The organism is Pirellulales bacterium (genome assembly GCA_019636335.1).
Lineage (GTDB): Bacteria > Planctomycetota > Planctomycetia > Pirellulales > JAEUIK01 > JAHBXR01.
In genome coordinates, this window is the sequence record JAHBXR010000015.1 from 72172 (window position 1) to 88201 (window position 16030).

General features: G+C 63.7%; 7 protein-coding genes. 5 read left to right on the forward strand and 2 right to left on the reverse strand.

Going from position 1 to position 16030, the window contains the following annotated elements; all coding sequences use genetic code 11:
* The first annotated feature begins 318 nt into the window (after positions 1–318).
* On the forward strand, positions 319–1944 hold the full coding sequence (locus tag KF708_15435) for a cobalamin-dependent protein (GenBank protein ID MBX3414079.1): 1626 nt from the start codon (positions 319–321) through the stop codon (positions 1942–1944).
* Positions 1945–2031: 87 nt separating this feature from the next.
* On the opposite strand, the gene KF708_15440 is transcribed toward KF708_15435, so the two are convergent.
* Positions 2032–3963: a redoxin domain-containing protein gene (locus tag KF708_15440; protein MBX3414080.1), complete on the reverse strand. Its 1932-nt coding sequence runs from the start codon at positions 3961–3963 to the stop codon at positions 2032–2034.
* Positions 3964–4321: 358 nt separating this feature from the next.
* Here KF708_15440 and KF708_15445 point away from each other — a divergent pair, with 358 nt between their 5' ends.
* The 3 genes from KF708_15445 (at position 4322) to KF708_15455 (ending at position 10979) form a co-directional block, all read left to right on the forward strand.
* The gene (locus KF708_15445; GenBank protein MBX3414081.1) at positions 4322–7660 is read left to right on the forward strand and encodes a redoxin domain-containing protein; all 3339 of its coding nucleotides are present in this window, start codon (positions 4322–4324) and stop codon (positions 7658–7660) included.
* Positions 7654–8772, forward strand: a complete 1119-nt coding sequence (locus KF708_15450; GenBank protein MBX3414082.1) for a glycosyltransferase family 2 protein — start codon at positions 7654–7656, stop codon at positions 8770–8772. Before KF708_15445 ends, KF708_15450 begins: the two co-directional genes overlap by 7 nt.
* A gap of 164 nt (positions 8773–8936) precedes the next feature.
* Positions 8937–10979: a hypothetical protein gene (locus tag KF708_15455; protein MBX3414083.1), complete on the forward strand. Its 2043-nt coding sequence runs from the start codon at positions 8937–8939 to the stop codon at positions 10977–10979.
* 6 nt (positions 10980–10985) lie between these two features.
* On the opposite strand, the gene KF708_15460 is transcribed toward KF708_15455, so the two are convergent.
* Entirely contained in the window at positions 10986–12593 is a 1608-nt protein-coding gene (locus tag KF708_15460; GenBank protein ID MBX3414084.1) for a B12-binding domain-containing radical SAM protein, read from the reverse strand.
* 226 nt (positions 12594–12819) lie between these two features.
* Here KF708_15460 and KF708_15465 point away from each other — a divergent pair, with 226 nt between their 5' ends.
* A complete protein-coding gene (locus KF708_15465) occupies positions 12820–15858 on the forward strand; it encodes a tetratricopeptide repeat protein (protein ID MBX3414085.1) in 3039 nt (1012 codons plus the stop codon).
* The last annotated feature ends 172 nt before the right edge of the window (positions 15859–16030 follow it).

A 16030-nucleotide genomic window follows, 5' to 3' on the forward strand; every position in this document is an offset into this window, starting at 1 on the left:
GGGAATTTAAATCCAAAATATTTTTCTGGAATTCTGAAACCCACGCGATAGGATGAGTCCCGTTGGATATAAACGCTGTCTAGTGCGTGAGATCCAACGGGGGGAAGTCCAATGCGATTTGTGGCCAACGCCCTGTGCATCACTTGGGATGGGGGCCATCTTCTTCTGGCTCGAGGCGTGTTCGTTTGCCCAACGGCGCACGCGCTTGTGACCGCATGCAGGGAAGTTGTGCGGGCCGCAGGTTCCTCGGGTTCCGTTCACCGCATTGGTCTTCGTGGCAGTAGTGGTGCAAGTCGTTCCGCATCCAGGTGAGGCACCATGAATCCTCTGACCGTGTTGCAAGACCTTGCGCCGTCGACGAAATCCGTGCCCATCGGCGACCCGCACGTAACCTTCGTCAGGCTTCCCACGGTCAGTCATTACCTGGCGTTCTCGCGGCAAGCGGTTCCGCCGATTGGGTTGGCCTATCTGGCCGCGTGTCTCGAAGAGCAAGGCACCAAGGTATCGATCGTCGACGCCGTGGTCGAAGGGTTGTCGCAGATCACGCCCGACGGCGAGTTTCGCCTGCACGGCATCACCACGGCGGAATTGGTCGAGCATATCCCTAGCGACACGCATGTGATTGGTTTTTCCTGCATGTTCTCGCAGGAGTGGCCCTGGCATCGCGACGCCATCATGGCGGTGCGCGAGCGTTTTCCGCAGGCGATCATCGTGGCCGGCGGCGAGCACATCTCGGCCCTGGCTGAATTCTGCCTGCACGATTGCCCGGCCATCGACATCTGCGTGATCGGCGAAGGGGAGGAGACGATCGTCGAATTGACCAACGCGATCAAGCAGGGGGAGGACTGGAGCGCGATCAAGGGGCTCGGCTTCCTGCGCGATGGTGAATATGTCGCCACGTGCCGGCGCCCACGCATACGGCAGATCGATTCGATCCCGCGACCGGCCTGGCACCTGTTTCCGATGGAGCGCTATCTCGAGAACCCGAACATCCACGGCGTTTACTCGGGCGAACGTACCATGCCGATGCTCGCCACGCGCGGTTGCCCCTACAAGTGTACGTTCTGCACGAACCCCTCCATGTATGGCGTGCTGTACATGACGCGGAAGCCGTCGGACGTGCTCGACGAGATCGAAGAGTACATGCGCGTCTATCGTGCCACGACCTTTCTCTTCTACGATCTGACGTTCGTGTTGAAGAAGAGCTGGGTCCTGGAGTTCTGCCGGGGAATCGAGGAGCGCGGGCTCAAATTCCACTGGCAATTGCCAACCGGCACGCGGAGCGAGGTGATCGACGACGAGGTGGCGAGCGCTCTCTCTCGCACGGGCTGCCCCGTGATGAATTACGCTCCCGAGAGTGGCTCGCTCGATACGCTGAAGATCATCAAGAAGCAAGTCAATCTGGAAAACCTGCTCGAGTCGGTCCGCGCAAGCCGACGATTCGGCATCAACATCAAGTGCATGTTGATCATTGGCTTCCCACACGAGAACTGGCGCCACTTCTGGGACACGCTGAAGTACTCCGTGCGGCTGGCGATTGCCGGCGCCCACGATCAACCGGTGTTTATCTACACCGCGCACCCGGGGGGCGAACTGTTCGACGAACTCCGTGCCGACGGCAGCATCCCGGCCGTCGATGACAGCTTCTTCAAGTCGCTGACGGTCTATACCAACCCGTTCAGCTCGAAGCACTACTGCAAGGGCGCCACGTCGCGCGAACTCGTCGTCTGGCGCTTTGCGATCATCCTGCTGTTCTACCTCGTGCAATTCAGCCTGCGACCGTGGCGCTTTATCAGCTTCTTCCGTTCGGCCTATCAGAACCGCTACACGACCTACACCGAGCAGCGTTTCGGCCAGTCGTTGCGTCGTCTCTTGGGCAAGAACGTGAATGCGCCGACTCGCGTGCCGGCCGGACAGGCGGCCACGATCGGTAGCGCTATGTGAGCCGCACGCTCGTCGCGGAAGGAACCTCGACTCACCTTCCGGGGGCGAGCCCTGTTGGGTGGGCAGGTCCGCTGCCTGACCGGCGCGTCAGCGAGATCGCTTGCCCGGTCGCGCGCGGTGTTGTTCCTTCGGCGCCGGCGCCGCTGCTTGCTGCTTGACCACGGAGACGGTGCTGTAGATCGACCACAGCACGCCCGCCCCCACGCCGGCGCCGATCAGCCAGAGGAGCCACGAACTGCCTGCCTCGGTCGCCGCCGCTACGGCGATAGGCCCGGTAGCTGGGTGGAACGGGGCGCCGCGCCGCGTCGCGCGATTTTTGGCCGCCATTTCAAAGTAGCCAATCATCATCTCGTCGTGCGTCTGATAGCCGAAACGCACCGGCACGTTGGGATTGGGGTTGTTCGGATTCTCGGCCGAATTGTCGTAGTGCGCCACGCAATGCACGTCGGTGCCGGCGGGCAGGTCGAGCGGTTCGCTCAAGCGATAGGTCGTTTGCCAGTTGAAATCGTAGTTGGGCACGTCGAGCAGCGGTTGCACGCGCCCGTCCGGAAAGCGAGCCTCGAACGTGAACTTCTTGCCGCGCAGATGCATGTGCGGAGTCAACGTCAGTAGCTCGGCATCTTCGGTCACGCGGTAGTTGGCCTCGACGAGGTGATCGCGTGCCCCGGCCGGTACCTCGAATTCGAGATTGATCGCCGTTCCGTTCAACACCGGTCGCTCGACCTTGTCCTCGTCGGTGAACTCGAGCCCCATGTAGCTGCGGTCGAGTTGCTTCGTCCCGTTGGGCGTGTAGTGCATCTGAAAGACAAATTTCGAGCCGGGCGGCACATACTTGGCCGTGCCGTCGGGCCAGATCCAGGGATGCGCTCCCGGAGCAAAGCCTGCGAACAAGTCACGTAGCTCGTCCGGCTTTTCTTCGCCAGGCCATAAGAGAAAGACATCCATGTGATGGACGACGCCGGGATTACCGGGATAACACTCGACGCCGCGGATCCATTTGCCTTCCTTGAAGCCGGGATCGACGGTAAAGAGCTGATATTCGAGCAACCCCTCGGCCGGTACCTCGAACGGCTCCGGACGCATGTACAACACCACGTCGGGGATAATCTCGCGCCAGCCGACCGGTGCGAATTCACGCGGCGGTGGCGCCTCGCTCGGGTCCCCCTCGGGCGTGCCTTGGCTGACCCAGCGCTTGATGAGGGCAACCTCCTCCTCGTTCAAGCGATTCTCGTTCGAGAAATGCCCCACGCGCGGATCGGCATGCCAGGGGGGCATTCGGCGCTCCTCGACGACTTCGGCGATCGTTGGTCCCCAGCCGAGAACGTCTTCGTACGTCAACAGCGACAGGGGCGATAATTGCCCCGGTCGGTGACATTCCTGGCAATGTTCCTGGATGATCGGAGCGATTTGCTTCGACCAGGTGACGTCCGCGTCGGCGGCCGGGGCGATTTCTCGCCCGATGATGCAGCCGACGGGCGTGGTCTCTGCCACGGAAACCGGCTCGTTCCGCAGGAGTTGCTCGAGTGCCTGCGCCAAGTCGTGCCGCTGTGCCGCGGTCCGGCGTGTGGTCACTTCGTACCGATCGTCGATGCGCCCGCGATAGCGCACGTTGCCCTCGGCGTCGAGGACGACTACCTCAGGCGTACGCGTCACCTGCAAACGGTCGGCGAGCACATTGCCGGGGTCCTTCAATACCGGAAATGGCGTCGCATGCTCGGCGGCGAGCCTCGCGATTTCTTCCAGCGTGTCTTGCCGGTTCGAATCGATCCCCCAGAAGGCCACCCCCTGCGAGGCGTACTTGTCGTGCAACTCGGCCAGTCGGGGCAGATAGAGCTTCACCAGCGGGCATTCAACGCCGACGAAGGCCAGCACGACCAGGCGCGATGATGCCAACTCGGCCAGCGAGCGAGGCTGGCCATGCGTGTCGCGCAATTCCAACTCGTGGGTCGCCCCGCTCGACGCATCCGGCTTTGGTTCGGCCGCCTGCAATCGGACGTTCACGCTGACGGCAGGCATCATCAGTGCCGTCGTCACAACCAGAAAGATCGGAAGTCGCCGAGCAGTCATAGCGTTCCAAAGATGAGAGCAGATCAAGTGCATGGTAGTTGTGTTTTTGCGATCCGTCAAAAACGAGCCAGTTCCCGTTCGACCAGCTTTTTGACCCCCTGCCAGACGCCGGTTACGATGGAAGGCTGTGAGGGAAATCACCTTCTTTGGCGGCGGGGGCTGCGTACGCGCAAGGGACAAATCTGGCCGGCGCCTCGGCGCTCGTACCACACACAATTCCGCCATGCTTCGAGTGCCTGACGCACGCCTGAAATCGGTGCTGGCATCACTGCTTTTTGCTGTGTGCGCCTGTTCGTGCCCGTCGGGTGCCGTGGCGGCCGACGAATTTCTCGGACGCAAGATCGAAAGCTTCGAGTTGGAAGATGCCGAACGGCGCCCCGTCCGCTACAGCGACTACGTGCGCGATGCCAAGGCCACGGTGGTCGCCTTTCTGGGCATCGAGTGCCCCCTGGCGAAGGCTTACGCCACGCGCCTGGCCGATCTCGAACGCAGCTACGCCGAACGCGGCGTGAAGGTCGTCGCCATCGACTCGAACGAACAAGACTCGCTCAGCGAGTTGATGCAGTTTTCCCGAGCGAACCAGTTCGGCTTTCCCCTCCTCAAAGACCCCGGGCAGAAAATCGCGGATCGATTCGGCGCCCAGCGCACGCCCGAGTTTTTTCTGCTCGATGCCGACCAGGTCATCCGCTATCACGGCCGGTTCGACGATCAATATGGCGTGGGCTACCAGCGGCCCGAGGTGAATCGCCGCGATCTGGCAACCGCGCTCAACGAACTGCTGGCCGGCCAACCGATCTCCGTGCCCAGCACCGACGCCCCTGGCTGCCTGATCGGGCGCCGCCGCGAGGCCAAGGCCGATGCCCCCGTGACGTGGTCGAAGCAGATCGTCCGCATCATGCAAGAGCGCTGCCAGGAGTGCCACCGGCCGAATGAAATCGGGCCGTTCTCGCTGATCGATTACGACGAGGTCGTCGGCTGGGCCGGCATGATCCAAGAGGTCGTCGAGCAGGGACGCATGCCCCCCTGGCATGCCAGCCCCGAGCATGGCGAGTTTGCCAACGACGCCCGGCTGAGCGAGGAGGAGAAGCGACTCATCTCGCAATGGGTCGACGACGGGGCGCCTGAGGGTGATCCGGCCGACCTGCCCCCACCTCGAGAATTCGATTCCGCGTGGGCGATCGGCGAACCCGATCTGGTGCTCTACAACACCGACGATCCTCAAGAGATACCGGCTACCGGGGTGGTCGACTATCGCTACTTCGTCATCGATCCCGGGTTTCGCGAGAATAAATGGGTACACGCGGCGCAACTCCGTCCCAGTGCGCCGGCCGTGGTACACCACATTTCCGTGTACGTGCAGTCCCCCACCGATACCTGGACCGATTCGTTCCGGCATCTCTTTGCGGGCTTTCAGCCGGGCGCCACGGTGCAGAAGTTGTCGAGCGACATCGCGCATTGCGTGCCCGCGGGATCGAAGTTCGTCTTTCAGGTCCATTACACCCCTTGCGGTACGCCGCAAACCGATCGCATTGCCCTGGGGCTGAAGTTCGCCGATCCCGCCGAGGTCAAGCGGCGGTTCGTGATGTTGCTGGTGAAGAACCAGGCGTTCCGCATTCCGCCCGGCGCGACGGATTATCCCGTCGAGGCGAGCATGCAATTGCTGGGCGATATCGAACTATTGGGTTTCGTGCCGCACATGCACCTCCGCGGCAAGATGTTCCGTTACAGCGCCGCCTATCCCGACGGCACGGAAGAAACGCTGCTCGAGGTGCCACAGTTCGATTTCAACTGGCAGCACGCCTATCTATTAAAAGACTTGAAGCCCATTCCCTCGGGCACCACGATCAAGTGCCTGGCGACCTACGACAATTCGAGCGACAACGCGACGAATCCCGATCCCACGGTAACCGTCGAGTTCGGCCATCAGATTTGGGACGAGATGATGGACGGGTACGTTGCCGTGACGATTCCCGTCACGCCCGACATGTTCGTCACGAAGCCTCCCCCTGCCCCCAAGACCAAGAAAACCGCCCAGCCAGACGGACCGGCCTTGCCCCTTAGCAGAATGCGCTGGCCGTGGTTCACCTTGGGAGGACTGGCAATCGCGGGCGGCGCACTATCGGCACGCGAATGGCAACGTCGCCGCCAGAAACGGACCGCGAGCGAGGTTGCCGCCTCTCAAGAACCGGCCGCGGCCGAAATACCACCGGCTGTGCAGTCAACGCCGCTGCCCTCGGCCGCGACACGTCCTGGGGCGAAGGTCGGGGCACGCCTGGGAATGATCGCCTGGTTGATCTTTGTCGTGTGTCTGGCGGTTTGGCCCCTCGGAGTGCTTTACGACACGGAGCAGGCCTTGGCCAGCGGCTGGCGGCCCGAGTCGAGCAGGCTCTATTCCCTGGTCGTCAGTGGCGCCTGGCTGATTGTGCTGCTGGCGGCGGCGCTCGTCTTGATACCCCCCCTGCGGCGCGCGGGGCCACGCTATGGAATCACGCTTCTGATCATGCTCGTCCTGGCCGTGATTGCCGTGGCTGCTTACGAACGTTCGACCTCGTCAGCGTGGGAAGCGAGTGCCTTCCATCTTCGCGAACCGAATCGCGACGTGCGGATGAACTTTGGTGACGCGGCCTTCTTCAACGGGAACAAGACCGGCCACGCGAGCTACAACTCCTTGGGGGTGCGCGCCGCTGAAATGCCGCCTCGCGATAGCTCGCGAAGAATCCTGACTCTCGGCGGCAGCTCGACAGAATGTCTCTATCTCGAGAACGAACAAACTTGGCCGCAATTGCTCGAGCGGCAACTGAATGGGAGCGAATCGGGGGACTACTGGGTCGGCAATGTCGGCAAGAGCGACTGTACGACTGCCGACGATCTCGCCTTTCTCGAGAAGTCCGTGTTGGCCGCCTCGGTCGATACCGTGCTGTTGATGGTGGGCATGGACGATCTATGGCACACCTTGACCGAACGGCCCATCGAGTCGCCGCAACCGCCTGACTGGTACCGCAGCCCCACGGTGGCCCTCTTCGAGGAGTCGCCGTCGACCGAAGATTCGGCGGAGTCGAGCGAAGCGGAACGTGCCCGCGATGACTACTTTTGGGCACGCCGGCGCGACTCGACCTTCCCCCCTCCGCCAGCGACGAAGCCAGACTTCGTGGCCGCGGTCGAGGCCTTCCGCCAGCGCGTCGAGAAGATCGCCGCGTGGGGCAAAAGTCACGGCGTGCAGGTCGTCTTCGTGACGCAGCCGGTCTTGTGGGATAAGGACATCTCGCAAGCGGCCCGCAAGCATCTTACGCTGGCGCAGGTGAATCCCGTGGGCAAGGAGTGGACCTTCTTGACGGCCGACAATCTGCGCCCCTTGATCGATCGCTACAACGACGTGCTGCGCGCCGTGAGCCAGGAGACGGGCACGAAGTGCATCGATCTGGCGGCCGAGATGACCGGCCACGAGTTCTTCTTCGAAGACGACTTTCACTTCAATGCCGAAGGCTGCCAGCGGGCCGCACGGTTGCTGGCCGAACAACTATTGCTTGTCGAGAGGTTGTTCACGTCGGTACGGCGGCCAGCTTTCATGACATCGACATCGCCCAGGCAGACCACTGGCGCGCAGCACTCAAGGCGCCGCGCCTTGCGCCCCGCGAGGCGCCAATGTTGATGCATTCGGAGAACGACCCCGCTCGCTCTGCGGAAACGCCGGCCGTCGGTCCCACGTCCGAGCGTCGCTTGTCTCCCGAGACGCGGGTCTCGATCGTCATTCCCTGCTTCCATGAAGAAGCCGTGCTGCCGTTGCTCTTCGAGCGGCTCTCGCGCGAGGCCGATCGCTGGAACCTCGACTACGAGGTGCTGGTGGTCGACGATGGCTCCCGCGATCGCACTTGGGAATTGCTCGTCGCCCAGCACGCGCGCGATCCCCGCTGGAAGCTGATCCGCTTTGCGCGAAACTTCGGCCAGCAGATCGCGCTCCGCGCCGGCCTGCAGGCCACGACGGGAGACCTCGTCGTCATGCTCGATGCCGACCTGCAGGATCCGCCCGAGGTGCTCCCGCAATTATTCGAAAGCTGGGCCAGCGGCTACGACGTCGTCGTCGGCGTGCGCCGCAAGCGGAAAGAAGGCCTCCCGCTGCGCTCGGCCTACTTCCTGTTCTATCGCCTGCTGGCCTTGTTGTCCCCCGACGAGACGCCGCTCGACGGGGGCGATTTCTGCGTCATGGATCGCAAGATCGTCGACATCATCTGCCGCATGCCCGAGCGCAGACCGTTCATCCGCGGACTGCGTTCCTGGGTCGGCTTTCGCCAGCAATTGATCACCTACGACCGGCATCATCGCGCCGCGGGCAAGCCCAAGTACACGCTCTTCCGCTTGTTTGGCCTGGCGCTCGACGGTTTTCTCAGCTCGTCGGTGCTCCCCTTGCGATTGGCCACGCTCTGTGGCGCCGTCGTCGCCTTCCTGGCGCTGTTGGGGTCGATCTTCGCCTTGCTGGTGGGCATGTTCCCCGCTCAAGCGTCCGAATACTTCGGCCTGCACGCCATTCCCGGTTCGGCCACGATCGTGATCTCGATTCTCTTCCTGGGGGCCGTGCAGTTGATCTGCCTGGGCATCTCCGGCGAGTACCTGGGCCGCATTTACGAGAACGTCAAGGGACGACCCTTCTGGACGATTCGCGAAACGCTCGGCGTGCGCGAAGAGGCCGTCGCCACCGAGCGGCGTCGGCCGCTGGTTGCCGAGCGCCACAACTCGCACGACCCTGGCGATCGGACCGATCGGTAGGACGCCTGCTGGGAACAGCCCGCTTCTTTGCAAAGCGGTCCCGGCCATTCACAATGGAGCTTGCCAGCCTTCGACGCTCGATCTTTCCCTCGGGTTGGCCCCCTTCGACAGCAAGTTTCGTGGCGCTGACGAGCCGCACCCGCCATGTTCCCCGCATGTAGCCTATGAAGACCCTGGTCGCATCAACCAGCTCGACCGAGCCGCTTGCCGGTACGGCCAGCGCGCGCTTTCGCCGGCCTTGGCTGGCGGCCTTGTTGCTGGCCGTGCTGACGGCGCTCGTCTACGCGCGCACCTTTCACGCGCAGTTCGTTGCCGTCGACGATCAGGCCAACATCACGACCAACAAACACATCAACCCTCCCTCGTGGTCCGGCCTCAAGAAGACCTGGACCATGTTCTATTTCCAGTATTGCCCGCTGTCGTACATGGTCTGGGCGGCCGACTCCTGGCTGGCGATACGCACGCTCGAACCGGGCACGCAAAAGCACGACGACCTGATCTTCTACGCCGACGATCCACTGCTCGACCCACGTGTCTTTCATGCCACGAACATCGCGCTGCATGCCACCTGCGTGATGCTGGTCTTTGCCGCGCTCCGGCAGTTGGTCGGCAACGATCGGGCCGCTTTTCTGGGGGCGCTTCTCTTCGCCTGGCACCCGGTTCAAGTCCAGTCCGTGGCCTGGATCTCGGAATTGCGCAGCCCCTTGGCCGGCACGTTTTCGTTCGCGGCGATCTACTTCTACCTGCGGTTTCGCCATGCCGACGACGGCGGGGCGCTCGTCGAGCTGTGGGGGCAAGACGTCGATCCCCCCGGCTCGAGAGCACTCTCCCTCGCTGGGCGCCGCGCGATGTACGCCTTGGCGTCGATCTGCTTTCTGCTGGCCTTGCTGTCAAAGGCGGCCGCGGCCTCGGTACCGCTCATCGTGATGACGCTCGAGGTGATCTTCTACCGGCGAACCCTCTCACGGACGCTGCTGTTGTTCGGCTGGTGGTGCCTGCCGGTGATCGTCCTGGGGGTCGCCATGGGGGGCTCCCAGTCGGAATTCGTCGCGGCGCACTCCGGCATGATGCCCGCCTGGTGGCAGCGGCCTCTCGTGGCCCTGTACGCGATCGCGTTCTATCTGCTGAAGCTGTTTCTGCCGCTCGGTCTCACGCTCGATTATGGCCTGCCGATCCAGCACGTCTTGCAGAGTGGGTGGTTGTACGTGGCCTGGATCTTGCCGGTTTCGCTCCTGGCGCTCGCGGCCTGGCTGCCCGGCCGGCGCGCCTGGGTGAGTGCCTGCTTTATCTTCGCGGCGGTCGCACTCCCCACAGCAGGGCTTATTTCGCGCGCCGTCGAGAGCATCACGATCGTGGCCGATCATTACATTTACCTGGGTGTGTTTGCCGCCGGGCTGGTGCTCGCCTGGCTGCTCGCGCATACGCGGCTGCGGGGCTTCTCTCGCGAGGCGGCCCTGCTCATCTGCCTGCTGGGTCTGCTCACCTTCATGCAGACGGGCTATTGGTACAACACCCGCACGCTGGCCGAGCACATGCTCGACGTCTATCCCGGCAGCGCGCAAGCCCGCATTCTGCTCGCGCGACTTTACGTCAGCGAGGACAACCCTCCCGCGGCCGAACGCATGTATCGCGAAGCCTATGCCCTGAATCCCGACCAGATTGGCATCACGGGCCGCGGCAATGTGCGCACCAACCTCGGCTGGTTTCTGATCGATAATGATCGACCCGACGAGGGGGCCCCGCTACTGGTCGATCAAGTCCTGGCCGATGACGAGGACGACTTGAAGCGGCGACTCTGGCTGCTCGATTACTACTTTGCCCAACGCGATTTCTACAAGGTGATGGAAGAAGCACACGAGCTGATCGAGCTGGCGCCGACGATCGCCATTCGCGGCCAGCTCGAGATCGACGGCACGCAGCGCGCCTTAACCGTCGGCCATCTGCGCCTGGCCGGCGCGCTCTACAATTTTGGCCGCTTCCAAGAGGCCTTGGAGCACTGCGAGCAATCGTTGCTCGCCGATTCGCAAAATACCGAGGCACACGCCGTGCGCGCCGAGGTGCTCGTCCGGCTCGAACGCTACCAGGCGGCGCTCGATGCTTATGAAATCGTGCTGAAGCGCCAACCCGAGAATACACACGCCCAAGCGCAGATCGCCGCCCTGCGCCAACTGTTGGGCACGCCCCCGCCCACTACCGAGCCCCCCTGAGCGCCCTCAGGTAGAGTTGCTCATCGAAGGCGTGACGGCCAGCGGCGCCGCGGCGGCACGCCGGGCCTTCTGCCGGCGGAAGAGCACGGCCACACGCTGCTCGGTGGCGGTCTCGTAGCGATTGCGCGCCACGTTGCGAATCAACCGCAAGAACCGCCAGGGGCGCATCGCGTACGAAATGCTGTAGAACGACAGCAGCCCGAAGTTGCGCCAGAATTGCAGCTCTCGCGCCGAGATCGCCTTGCAGTACCCCGACGTAGCAAAGGGATTCAAAAACGCCATCAGCGAGCGGAAATAACGATCGTCCAGCTCGCGGATCACCCCCTCGTCGCGCAGCTCTTGAAACAGCGCGCTGCCGGGATAGGGCGAGAAGAAAAAGATCGGCATGTCGTAAACGCCCGCCCGGGCCAGACGCCACACGAATCGAATCGTCTGCCAGACATCGGTCCGCGTCTCGTCCGGAAAGCCGATGATCGCCGTACATTTCACCTGGATGCCCTCGCGGACACTCTGCCGGATCGAAGCGACCATGCGGTCGGGATCGATCTGCTTCTTGATCCGCTTGAGCGTGCGGAGCGAGCCACTCTCGGGCGCGTAGGTCAGATTGCGGCAACCCGTGCGGTATAACGCGGCGCTCACCTCGGCATCGATCACTTCGCTGCGCGTGCCCGAGGGCAACTGCCAGGTGAATTTCAACCCCCGCTTCTCGATCTCGGCGCAGAATTCCAGGATCCAACTGCGCCGCAGCACGAACGTCAGGTCGTAGAAGTCGATATTCTCGACGTTGTACTGGCGAATGTGGTCTTCGATCTCGTCGAGCACGTGCGATGGCGTGCGCGCCATCCACAGATTGCCGTACATCACCGGATTCGAGCAGAACGTACACTTGTAGGGGCAACCCCGCGTCGCCAGCACGGGCATGCTCCGGCCGCGATACACCCCGTGGCCATTGCGATTGTCGAGATAGGCCTCGACCGGAAACAGATCCCACGCCGGGCGGGGCACGTCGTCGACCGCTCGAATGCGCTTTCGCGCGGGGGTCGCCACGTACTCGTCGTTGGCATCGAGAAACGCCAGCCCCGTGACTTGCGCCGGATCGCCTTCGGCCGAGAGCACGTCGACGAGCTCGGCCATCGTCTCTTCCCCTTCGCCCAGCACGCAAAAGCTGAGTGCCCGACAGTCGCGCAGATTGAACTCGGGCAGTGCCGTCAGGTGCTCTCCCCCCGCCACGATCGGCACCGTGGGAAACGCCTCGCGCAGGGCGTTGATCAATTGCCGCGACCAGGGCCATTCGATCGAGAACATGCAGGAGAGCGCAATCACCTCGACCCGTGGATCGATCCGTCGCACGATCTCGTCGATCGGCAGTCCCTGGTAACGATAGCCATCGGTCAGCAGGGCGTGGTCGAGCCCCTCGGCCGCGGCGTCGATCACGCTGACCTTGTGGCCATGCTCGCGCACCACGGCGGCGACGTACGCCATGCCCAGCGGCGGCGCGAACGGGGCCGCCCAGGCGCTGGCCGCCGAGATCACCGCCGGCCGAACAAAGCAGACCCGCATCGGGCGGACCGCCTCGCGGCGTTCGGCCTCGACGATCGGTAGCAATTGAGACATGCGTGCGCGACTCCAGACCGAGAATTCGGCAGGCGGAAAAAGGTCTCCCCAAATATAGTTGAATGCCGGGGATCGAGCGAATTTCCCCGCCCATTTTTTCCGGCCAGCAAACGGGCCGCGGCGCATGGTCTACTTCGCCGTACTCCCCTGACGTCGCAGGTTGCTGGCGTCCTTACGGGGCAGTAAGGTGGATCGAAAGCCGCCCATTTCGCTAGGGAGCCTTGCCTTGAAAGCCGGTCGATCTCGAATCCTCTTCGCCCTGCTCGTCGTCGGTCTCGGCCTGACCGGCGTGGGAGTGTTGCTCGCCTGGTTCCAATCCAACCAGCCGGCCGAACAGACAGCGGCCCAACCCATCGCCGTGCCACCGGCCGCCGCCGAGCTCGCCTCGCACCGCGCCGACATGACCTCGGTGCGCGACTTGCAAGGCAATCAACGCAGTCTCGAATCGCTGGCCGGACCGAACGGCACCGTGTTCGCCTTCTTGGGCGTCGAGTGCCCCTTGGCCAATCTCTACGTCCCCCGGCTGCTCGAGATCGAACAGCAATATCGCGCTCGTGGCATCCACTTCGTGGCCGTCTATGCCCACGAGAACGAGCCCCTCACGGAATCGGCCGCCCATGCCCTCGAGCGCGACATCCCTTTCACGGTCGTGAAGGACTTCGGACAGCGGCTGGCCGATAGCCTGGAGGTCACACGTACACCCACGGTCTGCCTGTTCGACGCTCAAGGGGGGCTCCAGTACCGCGGCCGCGTGAGCGATCAGTTCGGCGTCAACTATCGGCGCGAAAAGGCCGATCGCGAGGATCTGCAACTCGCCCTCGACGAGCTTCTCGCGGGCCAGGCGATCGCCCAGGCCACGACCCATGCCGACGGCTGTCTGCTCGATCGCCGCCGCGACACGCCCGTGGCCACTCCGTCGACCTACGCCGACGTCGCGCCGATCCTCGCCGCCAGGTGTGCCGCGTGCCATCGCGCGGGGCAGTCCGCTCCGTTTGCCCTTGCCACCTACGACGATGCCGTGCAGTGGTCGAAGATGATTCGCGAGGTGGTGCTCGAGCGACGCATGCCCCCCTGGCACGCGGACGAACGCTACGGCCACTTCGCCAACGATCGCCGTCTCTCGCAGAACGAGATCGACCAGCTCGTCGCCTGGATCGACGGCGGGCTCGTGCCGGGCGACGCGGACGTCGAAGCCGGCAAGTTGGCCTCCGTCCCCGCCTGGGAAATCGGCTCTCCCGAGGCGGTGATTCAAATCGCCGAACCCTTTCAGGTGCCGGCCTCGGGCGTCCTCTCCTACGACTACCTGAGCTTGAGCCCGGACGTGACCGCGCAGGTCTTCGATCGCGATCGCTGGATCGAGGCCGCGCAGCTCAAGCCATCGAACGCCGCGGTCGTGCATCACATGACGCTGGCGGTGGTCCCCCCCGGGGCGAGATCCAATCCCGACGACGCCACCCCCCTGCCGATGCTGGCCGCCTGGGCGCCGGGAGATCCCGTCTTTCGTTATCCCCCGGGCACGGCCCTGCGCATCCCCAAAGATTCAACCTTAATGTTCGAGGTTCATCACGTACCCAACGGCACGGCGACCCAGAACCAGCCCTCGGTCGCCTTTTCGTTCAGCGACACCCCTCCCGAGCGCGAAGTACGCCTCGCCACGCACGACCACCTGAGCCTCAATATCCCCCCCGGCGAGCAAGACTATCACGCCGAAACGCACAGCACCTTCGCCGTCGACTCCCTCATTCTCGGGCTTTATCCGCACGCGCACTTTCGCGGCAAGTCGTTCAGCTTCGAGGTCACTTATCCCGACGGCCAGCGCGAGACGCTGCTCAGCGTGCCGCGCTTCGACTTCAACTGGCAGACGTTCTACTGGTTGCAAGAGCCGAAACGCATTCCCGCGGGCGCCAAGCTCAAGTGCGTGGCGCACTACGACAATTCACGTTACAACTTGAACAATCCCGACCCCACGGCCAACGTACACACCGGCTCGCAATCGACCGACGAGATGATGGTCGGTTGGGTCTTCTTCGTGGCCGAGAATCCCGCCGAGGACGCCGATGCGAACGAACTGCTCGTCGCCGATCGCACCTCGCAGGTCGAGTTGCTCGAAGGAGATCTGCGCCAGACGGTGGCCGGCAATTCCGACGACATCGCGGCTCGCTTGAAGCTGGCGCATGCCCTCTATGCGCAAGAGAAATGGGACGCCGCGCAGGCCGAGCTGGAGGCGATCCTCAAGCTCGATCCCAAGTTCGCTCCGGCGCTCCACTCGCTGGGGCGGATCGCCGAGAAACGTGGCGACGACGAGACGGCGGCGAACTACTTCCGCCAGGCCCTGGCGATCGTGCCGAATCAAGCCAACTGGTTGAACGACTATGGACTGGCGCTCGTGCGCCTCGAACGCTACGACGAGGCCATCAAGGGCTATACGCTGGGGCTCAAGGTTGCCCCCGACAGCGCCAAGCTGATGAGCAACCTGGCGTTCGCCTATCTGAAACGAGGTCAGGCCGCGACCGCCGCGAACCATGCCCGCAATGCGATCGCCATCGAGCCCGACCTGGCAGCCGCCCACGCCAACCTGGGCCTGGCCCTGGCCGAGCAAGACCAGTTCGACGAAGCCGCCCAAGCGCTACGACGCTCGCTCGAATTGAACCCCGGCAGCCTCGATATTCAACGCGCCCTGGGCAAGTGCCTCACCTCGGCCAACCGCCCGCAAGAGGCGATCGAGGCCTATCGCGCCGCGCTCGAGCTCGATCCGCGCGATGCCCTCTCCCTCAGTGGTCGGGCCCTGGCGCTGGCCCAACTCGGCAAGCTGCAAGAAGCCATGCGGGACTTCCGCGCCGCCCTCGAGCAAAACGACACGCTCGTCGATGCGCACTTCTTCCTGGGGCAATGCCTCGTGGCGACGGGCCAGCCGGCCGCCGGGGCCGCGGAGTATCGCCGGGCACTCGAACTGAATCCCCACAGCGCGGCCATCGCCAACAATCTCGCCTGGCTGCTGGCGACCCACCCCGACGACTCGCTGCGCGACGGGGCAGAAGCGGTCCGCCTGGCCGAACTCGCCCAGCAGCGCTCGACGCAAGACGATCCCGGCGTGCTCGATACGCTGGCGGCCGCCTATGCCGAGGCCGGCCGCTTCGACGACGCCGTACGCACGATGCAGCGCGTCATCGAGATAGCCGGACAGCGCGTCGACCAGGCGACCCGCGCCGGCATGGAACAGCGATTGAAGCTGTATCAGTCGCAGCGGCCCTATCGGGATGGGTAGGGAGCAGGGGGGCGTGGGCAGTGCTGTGTCAAACCTCGATGTTCGAGTGCAGTCGAATTTCGACAACTCGCCCGACAAGAAGTCGAAAGCCAGCCAGCCAACAAGTAATCCCGGCGGCTGGGTGGCACCGATCATTTTGCGGACAATGCCCGGCGACGATTGGCGACCATAA